This window comes from Nocardioides sp. 31GB23 (assembly GCF_040012395.1).
In the GTDB taxonomy this organism is placed as follows: domain Bacteria; phylum Actinomycetota; class Actinomycetes; order Propionibacteriales; family Nocardioidaceae; genus Nocardioides; species Nocardioides salarius.
On sequence record NZ_JBDYKJ010000023.1, the window covers coordinates 1 to 17,515 of the forward strand.

The following is a 17,515-nucleotide window of genomic DNA, read 5'->3' on the forward strand; positions in this document are numbered from 1 at the left end:
GAGACCGTGCGCACGTTGAAGTACTGCACCGTCGCGAAGTCGGTGAGGACCTCCATCGTCACCAGCGCCAGGCCCGCACGTGCGGCAGGCTGCAGCCCATGGAGCAGTTCCTCGGGTGGCCGCTGGTGCGGCAGGTCCTCGGTCGAGACAAGCTGGGCCGCGGGGCGGCGGCGATGTCGCAGCGCAGCCGCACCCTGGAGCCGCGCACCGTGCAGGCCGACCGGGTCGTCGACTCGGTCTGCCCGTTCTGCGCCGTGGGCTGCGCCCAGAAGGTCTTCGTCAAGGACGAGAAGGTCGTGCAGATCGAGGGCTCCGCGGCGAGCCCGATCTCGCGGGGGCGGCTGTGCCCCAAGGGCAGCGCCAGCAAGCAGCTGGTCACCTCGTCGAGCCGGGTCACCAAGGTCCGCTACCGCCGCCCGCACGGCACCGAGTGGGAGGACCTCGACCGCGAGACCGCGCTCGACATGATCGCCGACCGGGTCATCGCCACCCGCAAGCAGTTCTGGCAGTGGGAGGACGAGGAGGGGCGGCGCACCCGCCGCACCCTCGGCATCGCCAGCCTCGGAGGGGCAGCCCTCGACAACGAGGAGAACTACCTCATGAAGAAGCTGTACACGGCCATGGGGGCGATACAGATCGAGAACCAGGCCCGTATTTGACACTCCTCCACGGTGCCCGGTCTGGGTACCTCGTTCGGCCGTGGTGGGGCTACCACCAGCTTGCAGGACCTGCAGAACGCTGACTGCATCCTCATCGAGGGCTCCAACATGGCGGAGGCCCACCCGGTGGGCTTCCAGTGGGTAATGGAGGCCAAGCGCCGGGGCGCGACGATCATCCACGTCGACCCCCGGTTCACCCGGACCTCGGCGGTCTCCGACCTGCACGTCCCGATCCGCGCCGGCAGCGACATCGCCTTCCTGGGCGGTCTGGTCAACCAGGTGCTGAGCAACGACCTCGACTTCCGTGAGTACGTCGTGGCCTACACCAACGCCGCCAACGTCATCGACGCCGACTACCAGGGCCCCGACGACCTCGACGGGCTGTTCTCCGGCTTCGACCCCGAGACCGGGCAGTACGACCCGATCACGTGGCGCTACGAGCCGCCCGAGGAGATGAACGAGGAGGAGCGCCAGCGCGACCGCGAGCTGCGCGAGGAGGCGGACGCGGCCGCGACCGGTGACGACGCCAAGCGCTCGCACCAGGCCGCCCGCTCCGAGAGCCACGGCTCGGGAGGAGCGCCGGTCAACTGGAAGGGGCTGCGCGACGAGACGCTGCAGCACCCGCGCTGCGTCTTCCAGATCCTCAAGCGGCACTTCGCCCGCTACACCCCCGAGATGGTCGAGCAGGCCTGCGGCATCCGGCCCGAGCAGCTGCGCCAGGTGGCCGAGGCCCTGACCACCAACAGCGGTCGCGAGCGCACCACCGCGTTCGCGTACGCCGTGGGCTGGACCCACCACAGCACCGGCGCGCAGATGATCCGGACCGCCTCGATCCTGCAGCTGCTGCTGGGCAACATCGGGCGTCCCGGGGGCGGAATCCTGGCGCTGCGCGGGCACGCCAGCATCCAGGGCTCCACCGACATCCCGACCCTGTTCAACATCCTGCCCGGCTACCTGCCGATGCCGCTGGCCGACCACCACCAGAGCCTCGACGAGTGGGTGCGCGCCGACGAGGGCAAGGCGGGCTTCTGGGGCAACATCCGCTCCTACGCCGTCAGCCTGCTCAAGTCCTACTGGGGCGACGCGGCCACGCCCGAGAACGACTTCTGCTTCGACTACCTGCCGCGCCTGACCGGCGACCACTCGACGTACAGCACGGTCAAGGGGCAGATCGAGGGCAGGGTCAAGGGCTACTTCCTGGTGGGGGAGAACCCCGCCGTGGGCTCGGCCAACGGCAAGATGCAGCGCCTCGGGATGGCCAACCTCGACTGGCTGGTCGTGCGCGACCTGCAGATGATCGAGTCCGCGGACTTCTGGAAGAACGGCCCCGAGATCGAGACCGGCGAGCTGGTCACCGAGGAGATCGGCACCGAGGTCTTCTTCCTGCCCGCGGCCAACCACGTCGAGAAGGCCGGCTCGTTCACCCAGACCCAGCGGATGCTGCAGTGGCGCGACCAGGCGGTCCAGCCGCCGGGCGACTGCCAGAGCGAGCTGGAGTTCTACGTCGACCTCGGCAACCGGATCCGCGAGAAGCTCGCCGGCTCCACCGACGAGATGGACCGTCCGCTGCTCGACCTGGCCTGGGACTACCCGGTCGACGAGCACGGCGAGCCCGACGCCGAGGCGGTACTGCGGGAGATCAACGGCACCGGCCCCGACGGGGCACCGCTCTCGTCCTACACCGAGCTGGAGGCCGACGGGTCGACCTCCTGCGGCTGCTGGATCTACTGCGGCGTCTTCGCCGACGGGGTCAACCAGGCCCGGCGGCGCAAGCCGCACTGGGAGCAGGACCAGGTGGCCTCCGAGTGGGGCTGGGTGTGGCCCGCCAACCGGCGCATCCTCTACAACCGGGCCTCGGCCGCCCCCGACGGCACCCCCTGGAGCGAGCGCAAGCGCTACGTGTGGTGGGACGCCGAGCAGGGCCGCTGGACCGGCTCCGACGTGCCCGACTTCGTCGTGGACCGGGCGCCCGACCACGTGCCGGAGGACGGCGCGAAGGGTCCCGACGCCATCGGCGGCCAGGACCCATTCGTGATGCAGACTGACGGCAAGGGGTGGCTCTTCGCCCCGGTCGGGGTCGCCGACGGTCCGCTGCCGGCGCACTACGAGCCGCCCGAGTCGCCGGTGCACAACCCGGTCTACGCCCAGCAGAACAACCCCGGGCGCAAGCAGCTCTCGACCCCGTCGAACCCGGTCAACCCGAGCTTCTCGGAGGTGTTCCCCTACGTGTTCACCACCTACCGGCTCACCGAGCACCACACGACGGGGGCGATGAGCCGGACCCTGCCCTACCTCACCGAGCTGCAGCCCGAGCCGTTCTGCGAGGTCTCCCCGCGCCTGGCCGCCGAGCGCGGCCTCGAGCACGGCCAGTGGGTGACCATCGTGACCGCCCGCACCGCCATCGAGGCACGGGTGCTGGTCACCGAGCGGCTGCGCTCGCTGCGGCTGGGCGAGCAGTGGGTCGAGCAGGTCGGCCTGCCCTACCACTGGGGCGTCAACGGCATCTCGAAGGGCGACTCGCCCAACGACCTGGTCAACGTGACGATGGACCCCAACGTCTCGATCCAGGACAAGGTCGGCACCTGCGACATCCGCCCCGGCCGCCGCCCGCGCGGCGCCGACCTGACGGCGTACGTCGACGACTACCGCAGGCGCGCCGGCGTCGACCTGGACCACCCCACCGACGGAGGCACCGACACGTGAGCAGGCTCAGCGAGTTCCTGTCCCCCGAGTCCCTGTGGGGACGCCTCGACGACCCCAGCGAGAACGCGGGCTACGAGGAGCACCCGGCCCGCAAGGGCTTCTTCACCGACACCTCGGTGTGCATCGGCTGCAAGGCCTGCGAGGTGGCGTGCAAGGAGTGGAACCAGGTGCCCGACGACGGCTACCTGCTGACGGGGATGTCCTACGACAACACCCAGCAGCTCGGGGCCAGCACCTGGCGCCACGTCGCCTTCATCGAGCAGCCGGTCGGAGCGCCCTCGACGGGGGCGCCGCCCACCGACCTGGGGATGCCGGGCAGCAAGCCACCCGGCTGGGAGCGCGAGGTGACCCTGGGCGAGGACCTCGTCGACGGCGACCCGCAGGGTGCGGCCTCCGGCGACAGCGGGGTGCGGTGGCTGATGTCGTCCGACGTCTGCAAGCACTGCACGCACGCCGCCTGCCTCGACGTCTGCCCGACCGGCTCGCTGTTCCGCACCGAGTTCGGCACCGTGGTGGTGCAGGAGGACATCTGCAACGGCTGCGGCTACTGCGTGCCGGCCTGCCCCTACGGCGTCATCGACCAGCGCAAGGACGACGGCCGCGCCTTCAAGTGCACGCTGTGCTACGACCGGCTCAAGGAGGGCCAGACGCCCGCCTGCGCGCAGGCCTGCCCGACCGAGTCGATCCAGTTCGGCGACCTCGACGAGCTGCGCGAGCGCGCGGCCGCCCGTGTCGAGCAGCTGCACGACCAGGGCGTCGACGTGGCCCGGCTCTACGGCGCCGACCCCGACGACGGCGTCGGCGGCGACGGGGCGTTCTTCCTGCTGCTCGACGAGCCGGAGGTCTACGGCCTGCCGCCCGACCCGGTGGTGACCACCCGCGACCTGGGCTCGATGTGGCGCCACGTCGGGGCCGGTGCGCTGGCCCTGGCCGGTCTCGGCGCCGCGTCCTTCCTGGGCAGGCGCCGATGAAGCGCGGCGAGCAGTCGATGGTGCCGGAGCCGGAGTTCCAGTCCTACTACGGGCGCCCGATCCTCAAGGAACCGACCTGGAAGACCCCCGACGTCCCGATCTACCTGTGGATCGGTGGCATCGCCGGCGGCTCGTCGCTGCTGGCCGAGGGAGCGGCGCTCAGCGGACGCCCGGGCCTCGAGCGGGTCACCCGGCTGACCGCGGCCACCGGGGCCGCGATCGGCACCGTCGCGCTGGTGCACGACCTGGGCCGCCCCGAGCGGTTCCTCAACATGCTGCGGGTCTTCAAGCCGACCTCGCCGCTGTCGGTCGGCTCCTACATCCTCGCACCGTTCAGCAGCCTCGCCGGCGCCGCCGCGGCCTCGAACGTCACCGGCGTGGCGCCCCGCCTGGGCCGCCTGGCCGGGGCCGGGGCCGCCGTGTTCGGCCCACCGCTGGCCACCTACACCGCCGCGCTGTTCTCCAACACCGCGATCCCGGTCTGGCACGAGGCGCACCGCGAGCTGCCGTTCGTCTTCGGCGCCTCCGCGGCGGCCGCCGCCGGTGGCACCGCGATGATGCTGGCTCCGGCCGCCGAGAGCGGCCCCGCCGTGCGGATGGCGGGCGTCGGCGCGGTCGCCGAGCTCGGGCTGGCCCACCACATGGAGCAGCGCCTCGGGATGCTCGCCGAGCCCTACGAGAAGGGGCTGGCCGGCAAGCTGACCAAGCTCTCGCGCGCCCTGACCGTCACCGGGCTCGGGCTGAGCGCGCTCGGGCAGCGTCGTCCGTGGCTGCGCCGGGTGGCCGGGGCGTCGTACTCCGCCGGCTCGCTGGCGCTGCGCTTCGCGGTCTTCGAGGCCGGCAAGGAGTCCGCGCGCGACCCCAAGTACGTCGTGGTGCCGCAGCGAGAGCGCATTCGCGCCCGAGAGGAGGAGGCGCGTCGCCAGGGATCGGGCACTGTGTCCGTGTGACCGGTGAGACGACTCCGCAAGACACCCTCCGACTGACCCAGCACGCCTCCGGGGGCGGCTGCGCCTGCAAGGTGCCGCCCGGCGAGCTCGAACGCGTGCTGGCCGGGCTGCCGGTGGCCGCCGGCGCCGACCTGCTGGTCGGGCTCGAGCACGGTGACGACGGAGCGGTGGTGCGCCTCGACGCCGACCGCGCCGTGGTGCTGACCACCGACTTCTTCACCCCGGTCGTCGACGACCCCTACGACTGGGGGCGGATCGCGGCCGCCAACGCGCTCTCCGACGTCTACGCAATGGGCGGGGAGCCGCTGGTCGCGGTCAACCTGCTGGCCTGGCCGCGCGACCGGATCCCGTTCGAGGTGGCCGCCGAGGTGCTGCGCGGGGGAACGGCGACCTGCGCCGAGGCCGGCTGCCTGCTCGCCGGCGGGCACAGCATCGACGACCCGGAGCCCAAGTACGGCCTGGCCGTGACCGGCACCGCTGACCCGTCCCGGCTGCTGCGCAACGACGCCGCGGCGCCCGGCACCCCGCTGACGCTGACCAAGCCGCTGGGCCTCGGGGTGCTCAACAACCGCCACAAGGCCACCGGCGAGGTCTTCGAGGAGGCCGTCGCGGTGATGACCGCGCTCAACCGCGACGCCTCGCGCGCCGCGCTGGCCGCGGGCCACACCGCCGCCACTGACGTCACCGGCTTCGGGCTGCTGGGCCACCTCTACAAGATGTGCCGGGCCAGCGGGGTCGACGCGGTGATCGACGCCGCGGCCGTGCCCTACCTCGAGCCGGCGCGGGCGTCGTACGCCGCCGGGTTCGTGCCGGGGGGCAGCCGCCGCAACCTCGACTGGGTGCGTCCCCACCTCGACGCCGGGGTCGACGAGGACGAGCTGGTGATGCTGGCCGACGCGCAGACCTCCGGGGGCCTGCTCGTCGCCGGTGAGCTGCCCGGCCACCCAGTGGTCGGCGAGGTCGTGGCCCGCCGTGCCGGGGAGGGCGCCCGCATCACGGTGCGCTGACATCTGGTTGAATAGCCTCAATGGATGTTGAGATGAATGGTGGGTCACTGGCGGTGCGGGTGGCCCGGCACGCGGCGTTGGCCGACGAGGCGCGGCTGCGCGTCGTCGACCTGCTGAGCCTGGGCGACGCCTCGCCGGGTGAGCTGCGGGCGGCGCTCGGGCTGAGCTCGAACCTGCTGGCCCACCACCTCGGGGTGCTCGAGCGCGCCGGACTCGTGCGCCGCCACCCCTCGCAGGCCGATCGGCGGCGCAGCTACGTGACCCTGCTGCCCGGCGCCCTCGACGCGCTGCGGGTCACCGGCTCGGACGCCCAGGAGGCCCTGGCCGCGCGGCGGGTGGTCTTCGTGTGCACCGCCAACTCCGCGCGCTCCCAGCTGGCGGCGGCGCTGTGGAACAGCGCGGCGACGGTGCCGGGCGTCTCGGCGGGCACCCACCCCGCCGACCAGGTCGCCCCCGGTGCCCGCGCGGTCGCCCAGCGACGCGGCCTGCACCTGGCCGGCCCGCCGGTGCGGCTCGCCGACGTCGCCGCCGAGGGCGACCTGCTGGTCACCGTCTGCGACCGCGCCCACGAGGAGCTGGCCGGCCGTGAGCCGCTGGGCCCGCACTGGTCGGTGCCCGACCCGGTGCCCGTCGGCACCGACGACGCCTTCGACGACGCCACCACCGAGATCGAGCGGCGCGTCGCGCTGCTGGCCACCCGGATGAACCCCCGGACGAGCCCCCGGACGGGCCCGGAGCCCCACCACCCCGAGGAGAGCGCATGACCAGCACCACCGACCACTCCGGCCACTCCGGCCACTCCGGCCACGCCGGCCACGGCGACGTGCCGCAGGTCGTCTTCGCCTGCGTGCGCAACGGCGGCCGCTCCGTGATCAGCCGGGTGCTGACCGAGCACTACGCGCAGGGCCGGGTCAGCGCGCTCTCGGCCGGTACCCAGCCCGGCGAGCACATCCACCCCGAGGTCGCCGACGCCCTCGAGCGGCTCGGCCTCGACACCTCGCAGGAGGTGCCGACCCGGCTCACCCGCGAGACCATCGCCGCCAGCACCATGGCCATCACGCTGGGCTGCGGCGAGGAGTGCCCCTACGTGCCCGGCGTGCGGTACGTCGACTGGCCGGTCGCCGACCCGGGCGGGCAGGACCCCGCGACCGTGCGCGCGATCGTGGCCGACCTCGACGAGCGGGTCCGCGGGCTGCTCGTCGCGCTGGTGCCCGACCTCGACCTGGGGCCCTCAGTCCTCGCCTGAGCCGGCCGACCGGTCGACCAGGGCCTCGACCGCGGCCACGGCCTCCCGCGCCGGGCGACCCACGCCGACCAGCGTCGCCGACGCCGGCCCGCACCAGTCGCCGTACCCCAGCAGCAGCACGCGGGGCTCCCCGGCCGCCTGCACCGGCATCGTGCCGCCCGCCGGCGCCTCGGTGAGCAGGTGACCGCCGGCGGAGGCCAGGCCCAGGGAGCGCAGGTGACCCAGCGCCGGCCGGAAGCCGGTGGCCCACACCACCGCGTCGAGGGGCTCCTCGCGCCCGTCGGGCCAGCGCGCGCCGGTGCGGGTCAGCCGCTCGACCATCGGCACCGCACGCAGCCCGCCCCGGTCGCGTGCCTCGCGGACCGCGGGCACGGCCACGACGTCGCCCAGCGAGGCCACGCCCCGGGTCGGCCGGCCGGCGGCCCGGTCGCGCACCGCCTGGGTGGCGGTCTCGAAGAGCACCCGCCCGTCGACGTGGTCGGGCAGGTAGCGCGGCGGTCGCAGCGCCGCCCAGTGCAGCCGCTCGACGCTCGGCAGCAGGTCGGCGGCGACCTGGGCCGCGGAGTTCGCGCCACCGACGACCAGCACGCGCTGCCCGGCGTACGCCGTGGGGCCGCGGTAGCCGGCGGTGTGCACCTGGGTGCCCTCGAACTCGTCGGCGCCGGGCACGGCCGGCACGAAGGGCCGCGACTGCGTGCCGGTGGCGCTGATCACCGAGCGGGCCGACCAGTCCCCGTGGTCGGTGCGCACCCGCAGTCGCTCGCCGTCGTCGCGGCGCGCCTCGTGCACCCTCACGGGCCGGCGCACGTCGAGGCCGTAGCGCTGCTCGTAGTCGCGCAGGTAGGCGACCACGTGGGAGGCGGGCGGGTTGTCCTCGCCGCTCCAGCGCGGCATCGGCCAGCCGGGCAGCGAGCTGTAGGCGGCGGGGGAGAAGAGCCGCAGGCTCGGCCACGTCTCGGGCCAGGAGCCACCCGGCCGGTCGTGCGCGTCGAGCACCACCCACGACAGCGCGCGGTCGCCGCGCCGGCGCCGCTCGCGGTCGGCCCGCTGCAGGTAGAACCCGGCCGCCAGCCCGGCCTGCCCGGCCCCGATGACGCACACGTCGACCTGCGGGTCGGTGCCCCGGCGCTCGCTCACCCGCCCGACCCTAGACAGCGCCGTCGTCCTTTCGGTCATTTCCCCTGGCCCTCCCGGACATCGTTGGCCCCCGGGGGCTGCGCGCGTGGCACGGCGTCAGTAGCCTCCGGCTCAGACACGTGACGACGAGGTGGTGGCAGTGGTGGTGCGCATGCGCAGGGTGGTGACCCGGCGCGACCGCGACGTGCGCCTGGGCTACGCCGGCCTGCTGGTCGGCGCGGGCTCCTTCGTCGCGGCGCTGGTGGTGACCACGACCCTGGTCGACGTGCTGCCCGACCTGGGCGCCGAGAAGCCGGTGCTGGCCGCGCAGCAGCGGGTCCTGACGGGCGCGCAGCTGCGCCCCGAGGCCCCCGGCGTCCCGTCCCGGAGCCCGGCCCCCGAGGCGACCGACCGGGTCGAGGACCAGCCCACGGCGCCCGTGGCCCAGCCCGGGGCCACGCCGGCCCAGCCCGTCACCCAGCCCGTCGCCCAGCCGGCGCCCTCGGCACCCGGGCCTCGCGGCCCGCAGGGTCCCGCGCCCAGCCCGCCCAGCAACCCGTCCAGCACCCCGCCCGGCAACCCCGGCACCCCGCCGGGCGGCGGAGGCGAGGGGCCGGTCTCCTCGCTGCTCGACCCCGTGGCCGCCGCGGTCACCCAGAGCCTCGACGAGCTCACCGGCGGGCTGTCGCAGCCGGCCGGCGCCACCGTGGTCCGGGTGGTCGACACCCTGGGCGAGGTCGCGGACCGCCCCTTCGGGGACCAGGTCGACCAGCTCGACCAGTTCAAGCAGGTCGAGCAGGTCAAGCGGGTCGAGCAGGTCCGCGGCTCAGCGGCGGAAGGCCTTGGCCACGACGCGGAACGGCTTCTCGTCGTGCCTGGCCACGCCCGAGCACGAGTAGGGCTTGTCCTCGTGGCAGTCGAAGCTCGTCGAGGTGTTGACGAACGAGACGGTGACCGACTCCACCGTGGAGGTCGAGAAGGGTACCGAGGTGCTGGCCCGGCCGTCGTCGTCGAAGCTGAGGATCCGCTGCGTGCCGGCTCCCTTCGTGGTGGTCACGGTCACCGCGGCCATCGGCCGTGAGGCCGAGCCCGGCCCGTCCAGCACCAGCCGCAGGCGCCACCTGCGCCCCTTGAGGGCCGCGGCGGGGCTCAGGTCGACGTGCTTGGCGGCCATGTGGTCGACCGCGGTGCGCCGGGTCGCGGTGGGCGAGTCCTTGGTCAGGCGCGCGCTGGCCGCCCGGGTGGGGCTCGGCCAGTGCCGGCCCTCGGCGTACGACGCGCGGGTGTCGAGGTTGGCGGCGACGAAGCGGGTGTACTCGCGGCTGAAGCCGCCCTTCGACCGCAGCACCCTGGTCAGGGCCTTGGTCGAGTAGTCGCGCCCGGCCCCGCGGAACTGTCCCGCCTGCTTCCACACCTTCGCCACGAGGGCGTTGCCGTGGCGCTGGCTCAGGTGCTCCCACCACGCCCAGTTGCCGTAGTGGCGCCCGAAGGTGGTGCTGAAGACGTCGAGGGGCGCGTCGGGCACCCGCACCTGGCCCACGGGCAGGTACTGCCGGTTGTCGTTCACGTCGTCGGCGAAGCGCTCCTCGGCCCAGGTCGCGGTCGACTCCATCAGCCAGCGGTCCTCGCGGTAGTCGTAGTTGAACTGGATCGCGTGGAAGAACTCGTGGGCGGCGGTGACGCGCAGCGTGTCCTTGGGCTTGCGGCCGTACTCGGAGCGGGCGAAGTCGTCGTCGAGCACGCAGTAGCCGTTGGCCAGGCGCTTGTTGCCCTTGACGAGGTACTCGGGGGAGCAGTAGCCGTAGAGGCGCTGGCCGCTGAGCTCCTTGAGGTAGACGTCGAACTTGCCGTTGCCGCCGTTCTCCCGCTTCGGCAGGGAGCGGTCGCTGACCGGGGTCCGGTAGCCGAGCCGGCCGGTCTCGAAGTCCCACACCCGCTCCATCACCGCGAGGGTGGTGCGCACCCACGCCTGGTTGGAGGGCTTGTCGGCGCCCTTGGTCACGTAGTGGACGCACACGTGGTCGCCGCAGATGCGCTTCGAGCGGCTGGCGTAGCCCTGGCCGACCGGGTCGGCGTCGCCGTCGGTGGGACGGGCCAGCAGCGCCTCGCCCAGGTCGCGCTCGTCGTCGGCGAGACGGGGCAGCGCGACCTGCAGGTCGCGCAGCGCCAGGGTCGCCTCGCGTGCCTCGCCGACGGCCTGCCCCGGGCCGCGCCCCTGCGCGGAGCCGGCCAGGCCGAGCGCCTCGCGGGCGGCGGCGAGCGCCTGCCGCGGGTCGTCGCCCGGGTCGCCGGTCTCACCCGGGCCGGCGGGGCCGGCGGGGAGGGCCGGGACGTCGGAGAGGTCGGGCCCGGGGGTGGAGGCGCTGGCCGTGCTCGTGAGCAGGGCGGCGGCGATGGCGACGGCGAGCGCCGCCGCGGTCGTGCGGCGGCGGGGCGGGGCGACGGGTCTGCGGCGCATCGTGGTCCTAGCGTCGGGGGCCTGCGTCTGGGGCCCGCGGGAGGTCTGGACCACCTTGCACCGCGCCGGCGCCCCTGGTCGGCCGGACGCGCCGGTCAGCCGGTCGCGGAGATCTTCTCGATCAGCGCGGTCGTGGAGATGGCGGGGGTGCGCGGCAGGTAGACGACGTCGCAGATGTCGCGGAACTCGTCGAAGCGGCCCTCCCAGTCGTCGCCCATCACCAGCACGTCGGCGCCGTGCTCGAGGATGTAGTCGCGCTTGAGCTCGAGGCTCTCCTCCAGGAAGACCGCGTGCACCGGCTTGAGCGCGGCCACGATCGCCATCCGCTCGCCCTCGCTGAAGACGGGCTCGCGACCCTTCTTGCGCATGTTCAGCTCGTCGGCGGAGACGCCCACCACGAGCCGGTCGCCGAGGGCCGCGGCGCGCTCGATGACGCGCAGGTGCCCGACGTGGAAGACGTCGAAGGTCCCGAAGGTGATCACGGTGCGGGCCGTGGATGAGGGTGCCGACATGCCGCGAAGTCTCGCACCAGACACCCGTGCGCGAGAATCTGGCCTTGATGAGCACCCAGACCGCGGCCCCGGCCCCTCGCACCGACACCACGCAGGACGACGTACGCCGTCGCGCGCTGCGCCGCATGCGCAGCGTGGCGCTGGGGCTGCTGCTCCTGGCGGCCGTCGTCTACGCCCTGACCCGTGGCGCCGACGGCTTCTGGGGGTTCGTCAACGCCGGCGCCGAGGCGTCGATGGTGGGCGCGATCGCCGACTGGTTCGCGGTGACTGCGCTGTTCCGGCACCCCCTGGGCATCCCGATCCCGCACACGGCGCTGATCCCGCGCCGCAAGGACGACCTGGGCCGCGGCCTGCAGGAGTTCGTCGGCGAGAACTTCCTGCAGGAGGACGTCGTGCGCGAGCGCGTCGGCGCCGCCCAGGTCGCGGCCCGGGTCGGGGCCTGGCTCTCGAAGCCCGAGCACTCGCGGCGGGTGGTCGACGAAGTGGCCGAGGTGGTCGCCACGGGGCTGGCCAAGGTGCGCGACGAGCACGTGCGCAGCCTGGTCGAGGACGCGCTGGTGCCGCGCTTCCACGAGGAGCCGATCTCGCCGCTGCTGGGCAACCTGCTGGCCGAGGCGATGCGCGACGACCTGCACCACGGGGTGATCGACCTGGTGCTCGACGAGCTGCACGGGTGGCTGGTCGACAACCCCGACACCGTCGCCGAGGTGCTGGGGGAGCGGGCGCCGTGGTGGGCCCCGCAGAGCGTCAACGAGCGGGTCACCTCGCGCATCCACCTCGAGCTGGTGCGTTGGGTCTCCGACATCCGCGACGACCCGCGCCACCGCGCCCGGGCCGCGCTCGACTCGATGCTGCGCCAGCTCTCGCACGACCTGCTGGAGGACCCCGGCACCCGCGAGCGGGCCGAGGCGCTCAAGGACCGCCTGCTCGACCAGCCGCAGGTGATCGCGACCGCCATCGCCCTGTGGGACGCCCTGCGCCGGGCACTGACCGAGTCGCTCGGCGACCCCCGCGGCGCGGTGCGCGAGCGGCTGCAGACCGAGGTCGACCGGTTCGCCCACCGCCTGGTCACCGAGCCCGACCTGCGCGACGGCCTCGACGCCGGCGCCGCCGACGCCGCCGTCTTCGTCGTCGAGCGCTACGGCCAGGAGGTCACCGCCGTCATCACCCACACCATCGAGCGCTGGGACGGCCGCGAGGCCGCCGAGCGCATCGAGCTGCACGTGGGCCGCGACCTGCAGTTCATCCGGATCAACGGCACCATCGTCGGCGGGCTGGTCGGCGTGCTGATCCACACCCTCGACGTGCTGCTGCCCTGACCCGAGCCGGCGCCAGTTCCTCGCGAGCCGGCGTGAGTTCCTGCCGAGCGTGACATGCGGGTACGTCGCTAGGGTCGCCTCGTGATCGGCCGTCCTGAGATCGTCTGCCTCTGCGGATCGGCGAGGTTCATGACCCAGATGCGCGCAGCGGACCGCGAGCTCACCTTCGCCGGAGTCATCGTGCTGGCCCCCAGCGACGCGGACGAGTCACCGACGTCGGAGCAGAAGGCCGTGCTCGACGCCCTCCACCTGCGCAAGATCGACCTCGCCGACCGGGTGCTCGTCGTCAACCCCGGCGGGTACGTCGGCGAGTCGACGCGACGAGAGATCGACTACGCCCGAGCGGCGGGCAAGCCGGTCAGCTTCACCGATCCCGGCTGACGACGAGGTGCGCGGGCGCGGGGAAGGGCTGCCACTGTCGGCAGCGGATGAGTGCGATTCCCTCGAGTGAAAGGCAAGATGCTGCACGTGGGTGCTAGGTCCCGGCGGTCCGACGTGGTCCGGGTGCGCATGTTCGTCGACGACATGACCGGCATCGGGCTCTGGCCCCAGTCCACAGATCTCGACGACGTCGATCTGCCGCTGCCGGACGACGTTCGAGGGCGGGTGCAGGAGTGGGTCGATGAGTACGCCGAGCACATCGGCGACCCGTGCTTCGAGTGGACGCCCGAGTACATCTACGACCACGACAAGCGGGGCTACGCACTCAGCCACGAAGTTGGCGAGGCACTGGGCGAAGGGTTCAAGCTCGAGTACAGGTTCGCGACGAACAGACTGCGCAGTGAGGTTCGCTCCAATCAGCACTGAGCGCTACGTGGCAGGTGAACGCGCATCAGTGGTCGCTGGACCCAGGCGTGCTCAACTCGCGTACAACGTCGAACTGGCCCGCATGGCGGGCGTACTCCGCGAGAACGTGGAAGCAGATCCACTCCAAGGTGGGAGGGTCATCGGTGAACCTGCCACCGACACGGGCGCGTTCTTCGAGACCGTGGGTGTCGAGAGCCTTTCGTGTGCGCCGGCCCATGTCGCGCAGGAGGGCGGCGATGTCTTCTGCCGCTGCTCCGTCAGCGACTCGCCAAGCAGGGACGATGCCCGTCGGTGCGGAGTCGACCGATGGGTCGTCAACGTTCCAGTCGCCCCAGGGGTCAGGGACTCGCTCGCCCAGGAATCCCCAGACGAACCAGCGCTGTTCCATGTGGAGGAGATGGCTCAGCAGTTCGATGGGCGACCATCCGCTGGGCAGTCGTGACGCCGTTCGTTCTGACAGCGGGAGTCCGAGGACACCATCGATGATGTCCTCTCGCAGCCAGTCCAGGTAGTCCGCCCAACGCTCTGCGCCACTGGGACCGTGCTTGGCAGGCTCCCGGGGATTGCGGCTCGTGCGTCGGTCTTCGGTCATGACGCGCAGAGTACGGCCGCTGCCCGGACGCTCGCCGAGCTGACGGTGGTCGGACGACAAGGGCTTGTAGTCCCTCATGTTGGACGCCACCGCTGATCGGCAGTCGAGTGATGCGCGTCCAGTCGTCCTCGACTCGCTCGACCCGCCCTCCCATCACGTGGCAGAGCCGGGTGCACGACCCGACGGCCCGGATGGGTCGTGGCCGGTGGACCTGTCTCCTGGAAGTGGCTCTCCGGCGACGGGCCGGCCAGGTGGGGCCAGGGGTCGAGGGGTGCGCGGGGTCCCGCCAGGAGGGCGGTGACGGCTCTGAGAGCGCGAAGGCGGGGTCGTCACACCCTTGCAGTCGAACACGTGTTCGAGTAGAGTGTCGGCATGGCACTCGCTCCCACACCCGGTCTCGACCTGGCCGACCTCTCCGAGGTCGAGCTGGTCGAGGTGCTGCGCGCGGCCGAGGAGGAGAAGTGCCGCCTCGAGGCGTTGCAGGTCGAGGTGACGGCGCGGCTCGACGAGGTCGTACGCCGCCGCCACGCCGCAGCCGGTGTGCGCGCGGAGAAGCAGGGCGCCGGGGTGGCCTCGCAGGTCGCCCTGGCCCGGCGGGAGTCGCCCAACCGGGGCGCCCGCCACCTCGGGCTGGCGAAGACCCTGGTGGCCGAGCTGCCGCACACCCTGGCCGCGATGCGCTCCGGGTGGTGCACCGAGTGGCGCGCCACCCTGGTCGCCCGCGAGACCGCCTGCCTCTCGCTCGAGGACCGTCGCCGCATCGACGCGGAGCTGATGGCCGACCCGGCCACCACCGACGGCTGGGGCGACCAGCGGTTGGTCGCCGCGGCGCGGGCCCGGGCCTACGAGCTCGACCCGCACGCCGCCCTGAAGCGCTCGCGCAGGGCCGAGGGCGAGCGGCACGTCTCGCTGCGACCCGCGCCCGACACGATGACCTACCTGACCGCGCTGCTCCCGGTCGCCCAAGGAGTCTCGGTCTACGCCGCCCTGACCCGCGCCGCCGACCAGGCCCGTGCCGCTGGTGACGAGCGCTCCCGTGGCCAGGTGATGGCCGACGCCCTGGTCGCCTCCCTGACCACCCCCACCAGCTCAGAGTCCGCCGAGCCGGCGCCAGTTCCTGGCCCGGTGCCGGTGGCGGTCAACCTGACCGTCTCCGATGCCACCCTGCTCGGTGGCGGCCACCAGCCGGGCTGGATCGCCGGGTACGGCCCGGTGCCGGCCGGGGTCGCTCGTGACCTGGTCGCCACCGCCCTGGCGGAAGCACAAGTCACGCTGCGGCGGCTCTACACCACCAGCAGCGGTGCCCTCGTCGCGATGGACTCCCGCTCCCGCACTTTCCCGGCGTCGCTGGGGCTGTTCATCGACCTGCGCGACCAGTCGTGCCGCACCCCCTGGTGCGACGCACCCATCCGGCACCACGACCACGTCGTCCCCGACCACGCCGGCGGTCCCACCAGCGCAGTGAACGGTCAAGGGCTGTGCGAGGCCTGCAACCAGGCCAAGGAAGCCCCCGGCTTCGCCGCCACCACCCATGACGGCGTCGTCACCACGACGACCCCCACCGGCCACCAGGCCCGCTCCAGAGCACCCGCCCTGCCACCCGGCGACCCACCGGCCCGGGAGCCCCGGGGGCTGGGTCCCGTGGTCCACCTCTACCGCCACCACCTCCCAGTCGTCCTCGCCGACGACTTCCAGGCGGCCTGAGGGGCGCGCCGTCGCGCGAGTGGTTGACTGGGGGAGTGCCTGAACCAGTGGAGCCCTTCGACGTCCCCGTCCGCGAGGAGTCCGTCATCCGCCTGGGCCAGTTCCTCAAGCTGGCCAACCTGATCGAGTCGGGCTCGCAGGCCAAGGAGGTCGTCGCCTCCGGCGAGGTGCTGGTCAACGGCGAGGTCGAGACCCGTCGCGGTCGCCAGCTCACCATGGGTGACGTGGTGCGGCTCGGACCGCAGGCGGCGCGCGTCGCCGACGAGGCGTCGTACGACGACGGGCTGCCCTGGTAGCGGCCGGGACTCAGCCCCGCACCAGTGCCTCCGGGCCCAGGTCGCGGTGGCTGGCGTAGCCGGCGTTGCCCAGCGTCAGGTCGAGCTCGGCCAGCAGGCAGCGCAGCACGTGCTCGACACCAGGTTGCCCGCCCAGGGCCAGGCCGTAGAGGTAGGGCCTGCCCAGCAGCACCGCCTCGGCGCCCAGCGCCAGGGCCTTGAACACGTCGGGGCCCGAGCGCACGCCCGAGTCGAAGAGCACGCACAGGTCGTCGCCGACGGCCTCGGCGATGCCGGGCAGCACGTCGAGGGAGGCCACCGCGCCGTCGACCTGGCGGCCGCCGTGGTTGGAGACCACGATGCCCTCGACGCCGTGGTCGCGGGCCAGCCGCGCGTCGCCGACGTGCTGGACGCCCTTGAGCACGATCGGGCCGGGCCAGCGCTCGCGCAGCCACGGCAGCTGGTCCCAGCTCAGGCCGGGGTTGGGGAAGACGCCGGCGAACGCGATGCCGGCGCCGACCGGGTCCTCGTCGGCCGGCTTCTCGAGGCGGGCGTTGAAGACCGGGTCGGTGGTGTAGGAGGCGATGCCCTGGTTGGCCAGGAACGGCAGGTAGCCGCGGTCGAGGTCCTGGGGGCGCCAGCCCAGCATCGTGGTGTCGAGGGTGACGACGAGGTGGGTGTAGCCGGAGGCCCGGGCCCGCGCCAGGAAGCTCTCGCAGAGCTCGGGGTCGGAGGGCCAGTAGAGCTGGTACCACCGGGCGCCGTCGCCGGAGGCCTCGGCGACCTGCTCGATCGAGTGGTCGGCCTGCGTGGACTGCACGAACGGCAGCCCCATCGCGGTCGCCGCGCGGGCGCTGGCCAGCTCGCCGTCGGGGTGGGCGAGGGTCTGCACCCCCACCGGCCCCAGCAGCACCGGGGCGGCCATCGCGGTGCCGAGCACCTCGGTGGACAGCTCGCGGGTGGCGTGGTCGCGCAGCATCCGCGGCACGATCCGCCAGCGCTCGAAGGCGGCGACGTTGGCGCGCGCCGTCGAGCCCCCGCCCGCGCTCGGCACGATGTAGCCGAGCGGGGCGGGGTCGAGCACCTGGGCCGCAGCGGTCTCCAGCGATGCCAGGTCGGTGGTGATCGCCGGCGTGGTGCCGCCGATCATCCCGTCGACGTAGATCGAGATCTGGTGGTCTCCGAAGTGGCCCATG

Annotated in this window: 16 protein-coding genes; 11 read left to right on the forward strand and 5 right to left on the reverse strand. The window is 73.2% G+C overall.

The genetic code is table 11. The annotated features are described in order from the left end of the window. Nucleotides 1-98 precede the first annotated feature (98 nt). From fdh to ABKW28_RS09255, 6 genes are read left to right on the forward strand one after another with little or no spacing between them, the layout of a single operon-like run. A complete protein-coding gene (gene fdh / locus ABKW28_RS09230; RefSeq protein WP_348608563.1) occupies nt 99-3,362 on the forward strand; it encodes a formate dehydrogenase in 3,264 nt (1,087 codons plus the stop codon). Continuing rightward, entirely contained in the window at nt 3,359-4,333 is a 975-nt protein-coding gene (locus ABKW28_RS09235) for a 4Fe-4S dicluster domain-containing protein (RefSeq protein ID WP_348608566.1), read from the forward strand. The genes fdh and ABKW28_RS09235 overlap by 4 nt, the downstream gene beginning before the upstream one ends. After that, nucleotides 4,330-5,283 (forward strand): NrfD/PsrC family molybdoenzyme membrane anchor subunit, encoded by a 954-nt coding sequence (gene nrfD, locus ABKW28_RS09240; protein WP_348608569.1) that lies wholly within the window; start codon nt 4,330-4,332, stop codon nt 5,281-5,283. The genes ABKW28_RS09235 and nrfD overlap by 4 nt, the downstream gene beginning before the upstream one ends. Continuing rightward, a complete protein-coding gene (gene selD, locus ABKW28_RS09245; protein WP_348608572.1) occupies nt 5,280-6,290 on the forward strand; it encodes a selenide, water dikinase SelD in 1,011 nt (336 codons plus the stop codon). Before nrfD ends, selD begins: the two co-directional genes overlap by 4 nt. Nucleotides 6,291-6,310: 20 nt before the next feature. Next, nucleotides 6,311-7,054, forward strand: a complete 744-nt coding sequence (locus ABKW28_RS09250; protein WP_348608574.1) for a helix-turn-helix domain-containing protein — start codon at nt 6,311-6,313, stop codon at nt 7,052-7,054. Beyond that, entirely contained in the window at nt 7,051-7,536 is a 486-nt protein-coding gene (locus ABKW28_RS09255; protein WP_348608577.1) for a heat-shock protein HtpX, read from the forward strand. Before ABKW28_RS09250 ends, ABKW28_RS09255 begins: the two co-directional genes overlap by 4 nt. On the opposite strand, the gene ABKW28_RS09260 is transcribed toward ABKW28_RS09255, so the two are convergent. The 3 genes from ABKW28_RS09260 to ABKW28_RS09270 all read right to left on the reverse strand — a co-directional run bounded on the left by ABKW28_RS09260 (nt 7,522) and on the right by ABKW28_RS09270 (nt 11,622). Next, nucleotides 7,522-8,673: an ArsO family NAD(P)H-dependent flavin-containing monooxygenase gene (locus tag ABKW28_RS09260; protein WP_348608580.1), complete on the reverse strand. Its 1,152-nt coding sequence runs from the start codon at nt 8,671-8,673 to the stop codon at nt 7,522-7,524. The two genes, ABKW28_RS09255 and ABKW28_RS09260, sit on opposite strands and share 15 nt — an antisense overlap. A gap of 805 nt (nt 8,674-9,478) precedes the next feature. Next, on the reverse strand, nt 9,479-11,110 hold the full coding sequence (locus tag ABKW28_RS09265) for an MXAN_6640 family putative metalloprotease (RefSeq protein WP_348608583.1): 1,632 nt from the start codon (nt 11,108-11,110) through the stop codon (nt 9,479-9,481). Nucleotides 11,111-11,205: 95 nt separating this feature from the next. Beyond that, on the reverse strand, nt 11,206-11,622 hold the full coding sequence (locus ABKW28_RS09270) for an adenylyltransferase/cytidyltransferase family protein (RefSeq protein ID WP_193667579.1): 417 nt from the start codon (nt 11,620-11,622) through the stop codon (nt 11,206-11,208). A 47-nt stretch (nt 11,623-11,669) separates the two neighbouring features. On the opposite strand from ABKW28_RS09270, the gene ABKW28_RS09275 reads away from it, so the two are divergent. From ABKW28_RS09275 to ABKW28_RS09285, 3 genes are all read left to right on the forward strand, one after another. Further along, complete coding sequence (locus tag ABKW28_RS09275; protein ID WP_348608586.1) at nt 11,670-12,941, forward strand: DUF445 domain-containing protein; 1,272 nt, start codon at nt 11,670-11,672, stop codon at nt 12,939-12,941. A 129-nt stretch (nt 12,942-13,070) separates the two neighbouring features. Then, nucleotides 13,071-13,322: a hypothetical protein gene (locus tag ABKW28_RS09280; RefSeq protein ID WP_348608589.1), complete on the forward strand. Its 252-nt coding sequence runs from the start codon at nt 13,071-13,073 to the stop codon at nt 13,320-13,322. 123 nt (nt 13,323-13,445) lie between these two features. Next, nucleotides 13,446-13,748 (forward strand): hypothetical protein, encoded by a 303-nt coding sequence (locus ABKW28_RS09285; RefSeq protein WP_348608592.1) that lies wholly within the window; start codon nt 13,446-13,448, stop codon nt 13,746-13,748. Nucleotides 13,749-13,773: 25 nt separating this feature from the next. On the opposite strand, the gene ABKW28_RS09290 is transcribed toward ABKW28_RS09285, so the two are convergent. Then, on the reverse strand, nt 13,774-14,418 hold the full coding sequence (locus ABKW28_RS09290; RefSeq protein ID WP_348608595.1) for a DUF664 domain-containing protein: 645 nt from the start codon (nt 14,416-14,418) through the stop codon (nt 13,774-13,776). 294 nt (nt 14,419-14,712) lie between these two features. On the opposite strand from ABKW28_RS09290, the gene ABKW28_RS09295 reads away from it, so the two are divergent. Both ABKW28_RS09295 and ABKW28_RS09300 read left to right on the forward strand, forming a co-directional pair. Further along, nucleotides 14,713-16,044 (forward strand): DUF222 domain-containing protein, encoded by a 1,332-nt coding sequence (locus tag ABKW28_RS09295; RefSeq protein WP_348608598.1) that lies wholly within the window; start codon nt 14,713-14,715, stop codon nt 16,042-16,044. Between the two features lie 35 nt (nt 16,045-16,079). Next, nucleotides 16,080-16,340, forward strand: coding sequence for an RNA-binding S4 domain-containing protein (locus ABKW28_RS09300; RefSeq protein ID WP_348608601.1), 261 nt, complete (start codon nt 16,080-16,082; stop codon nt 16,338-16,340). A gap of 10 nt (nt 16,341-16,350) precedes the next feature. Here the strand turns inward: ABKW28_RS09300 and ABKW28_RS09305 are convergent, their stop codons facing one another. Further along, nucleotides 16,351-17,514, reverse strand: a complete 1,164-nt coding sequence (locus tag ABKW28_RS09305; protein WP_348608604.1) for a lactate 2-monooxygenase — start codon at nt 17,512-17,514, stop codon at nt 16,351-16,353. Between the last annotated feature and the right edge of the window lies 1 nt (nt 17,515).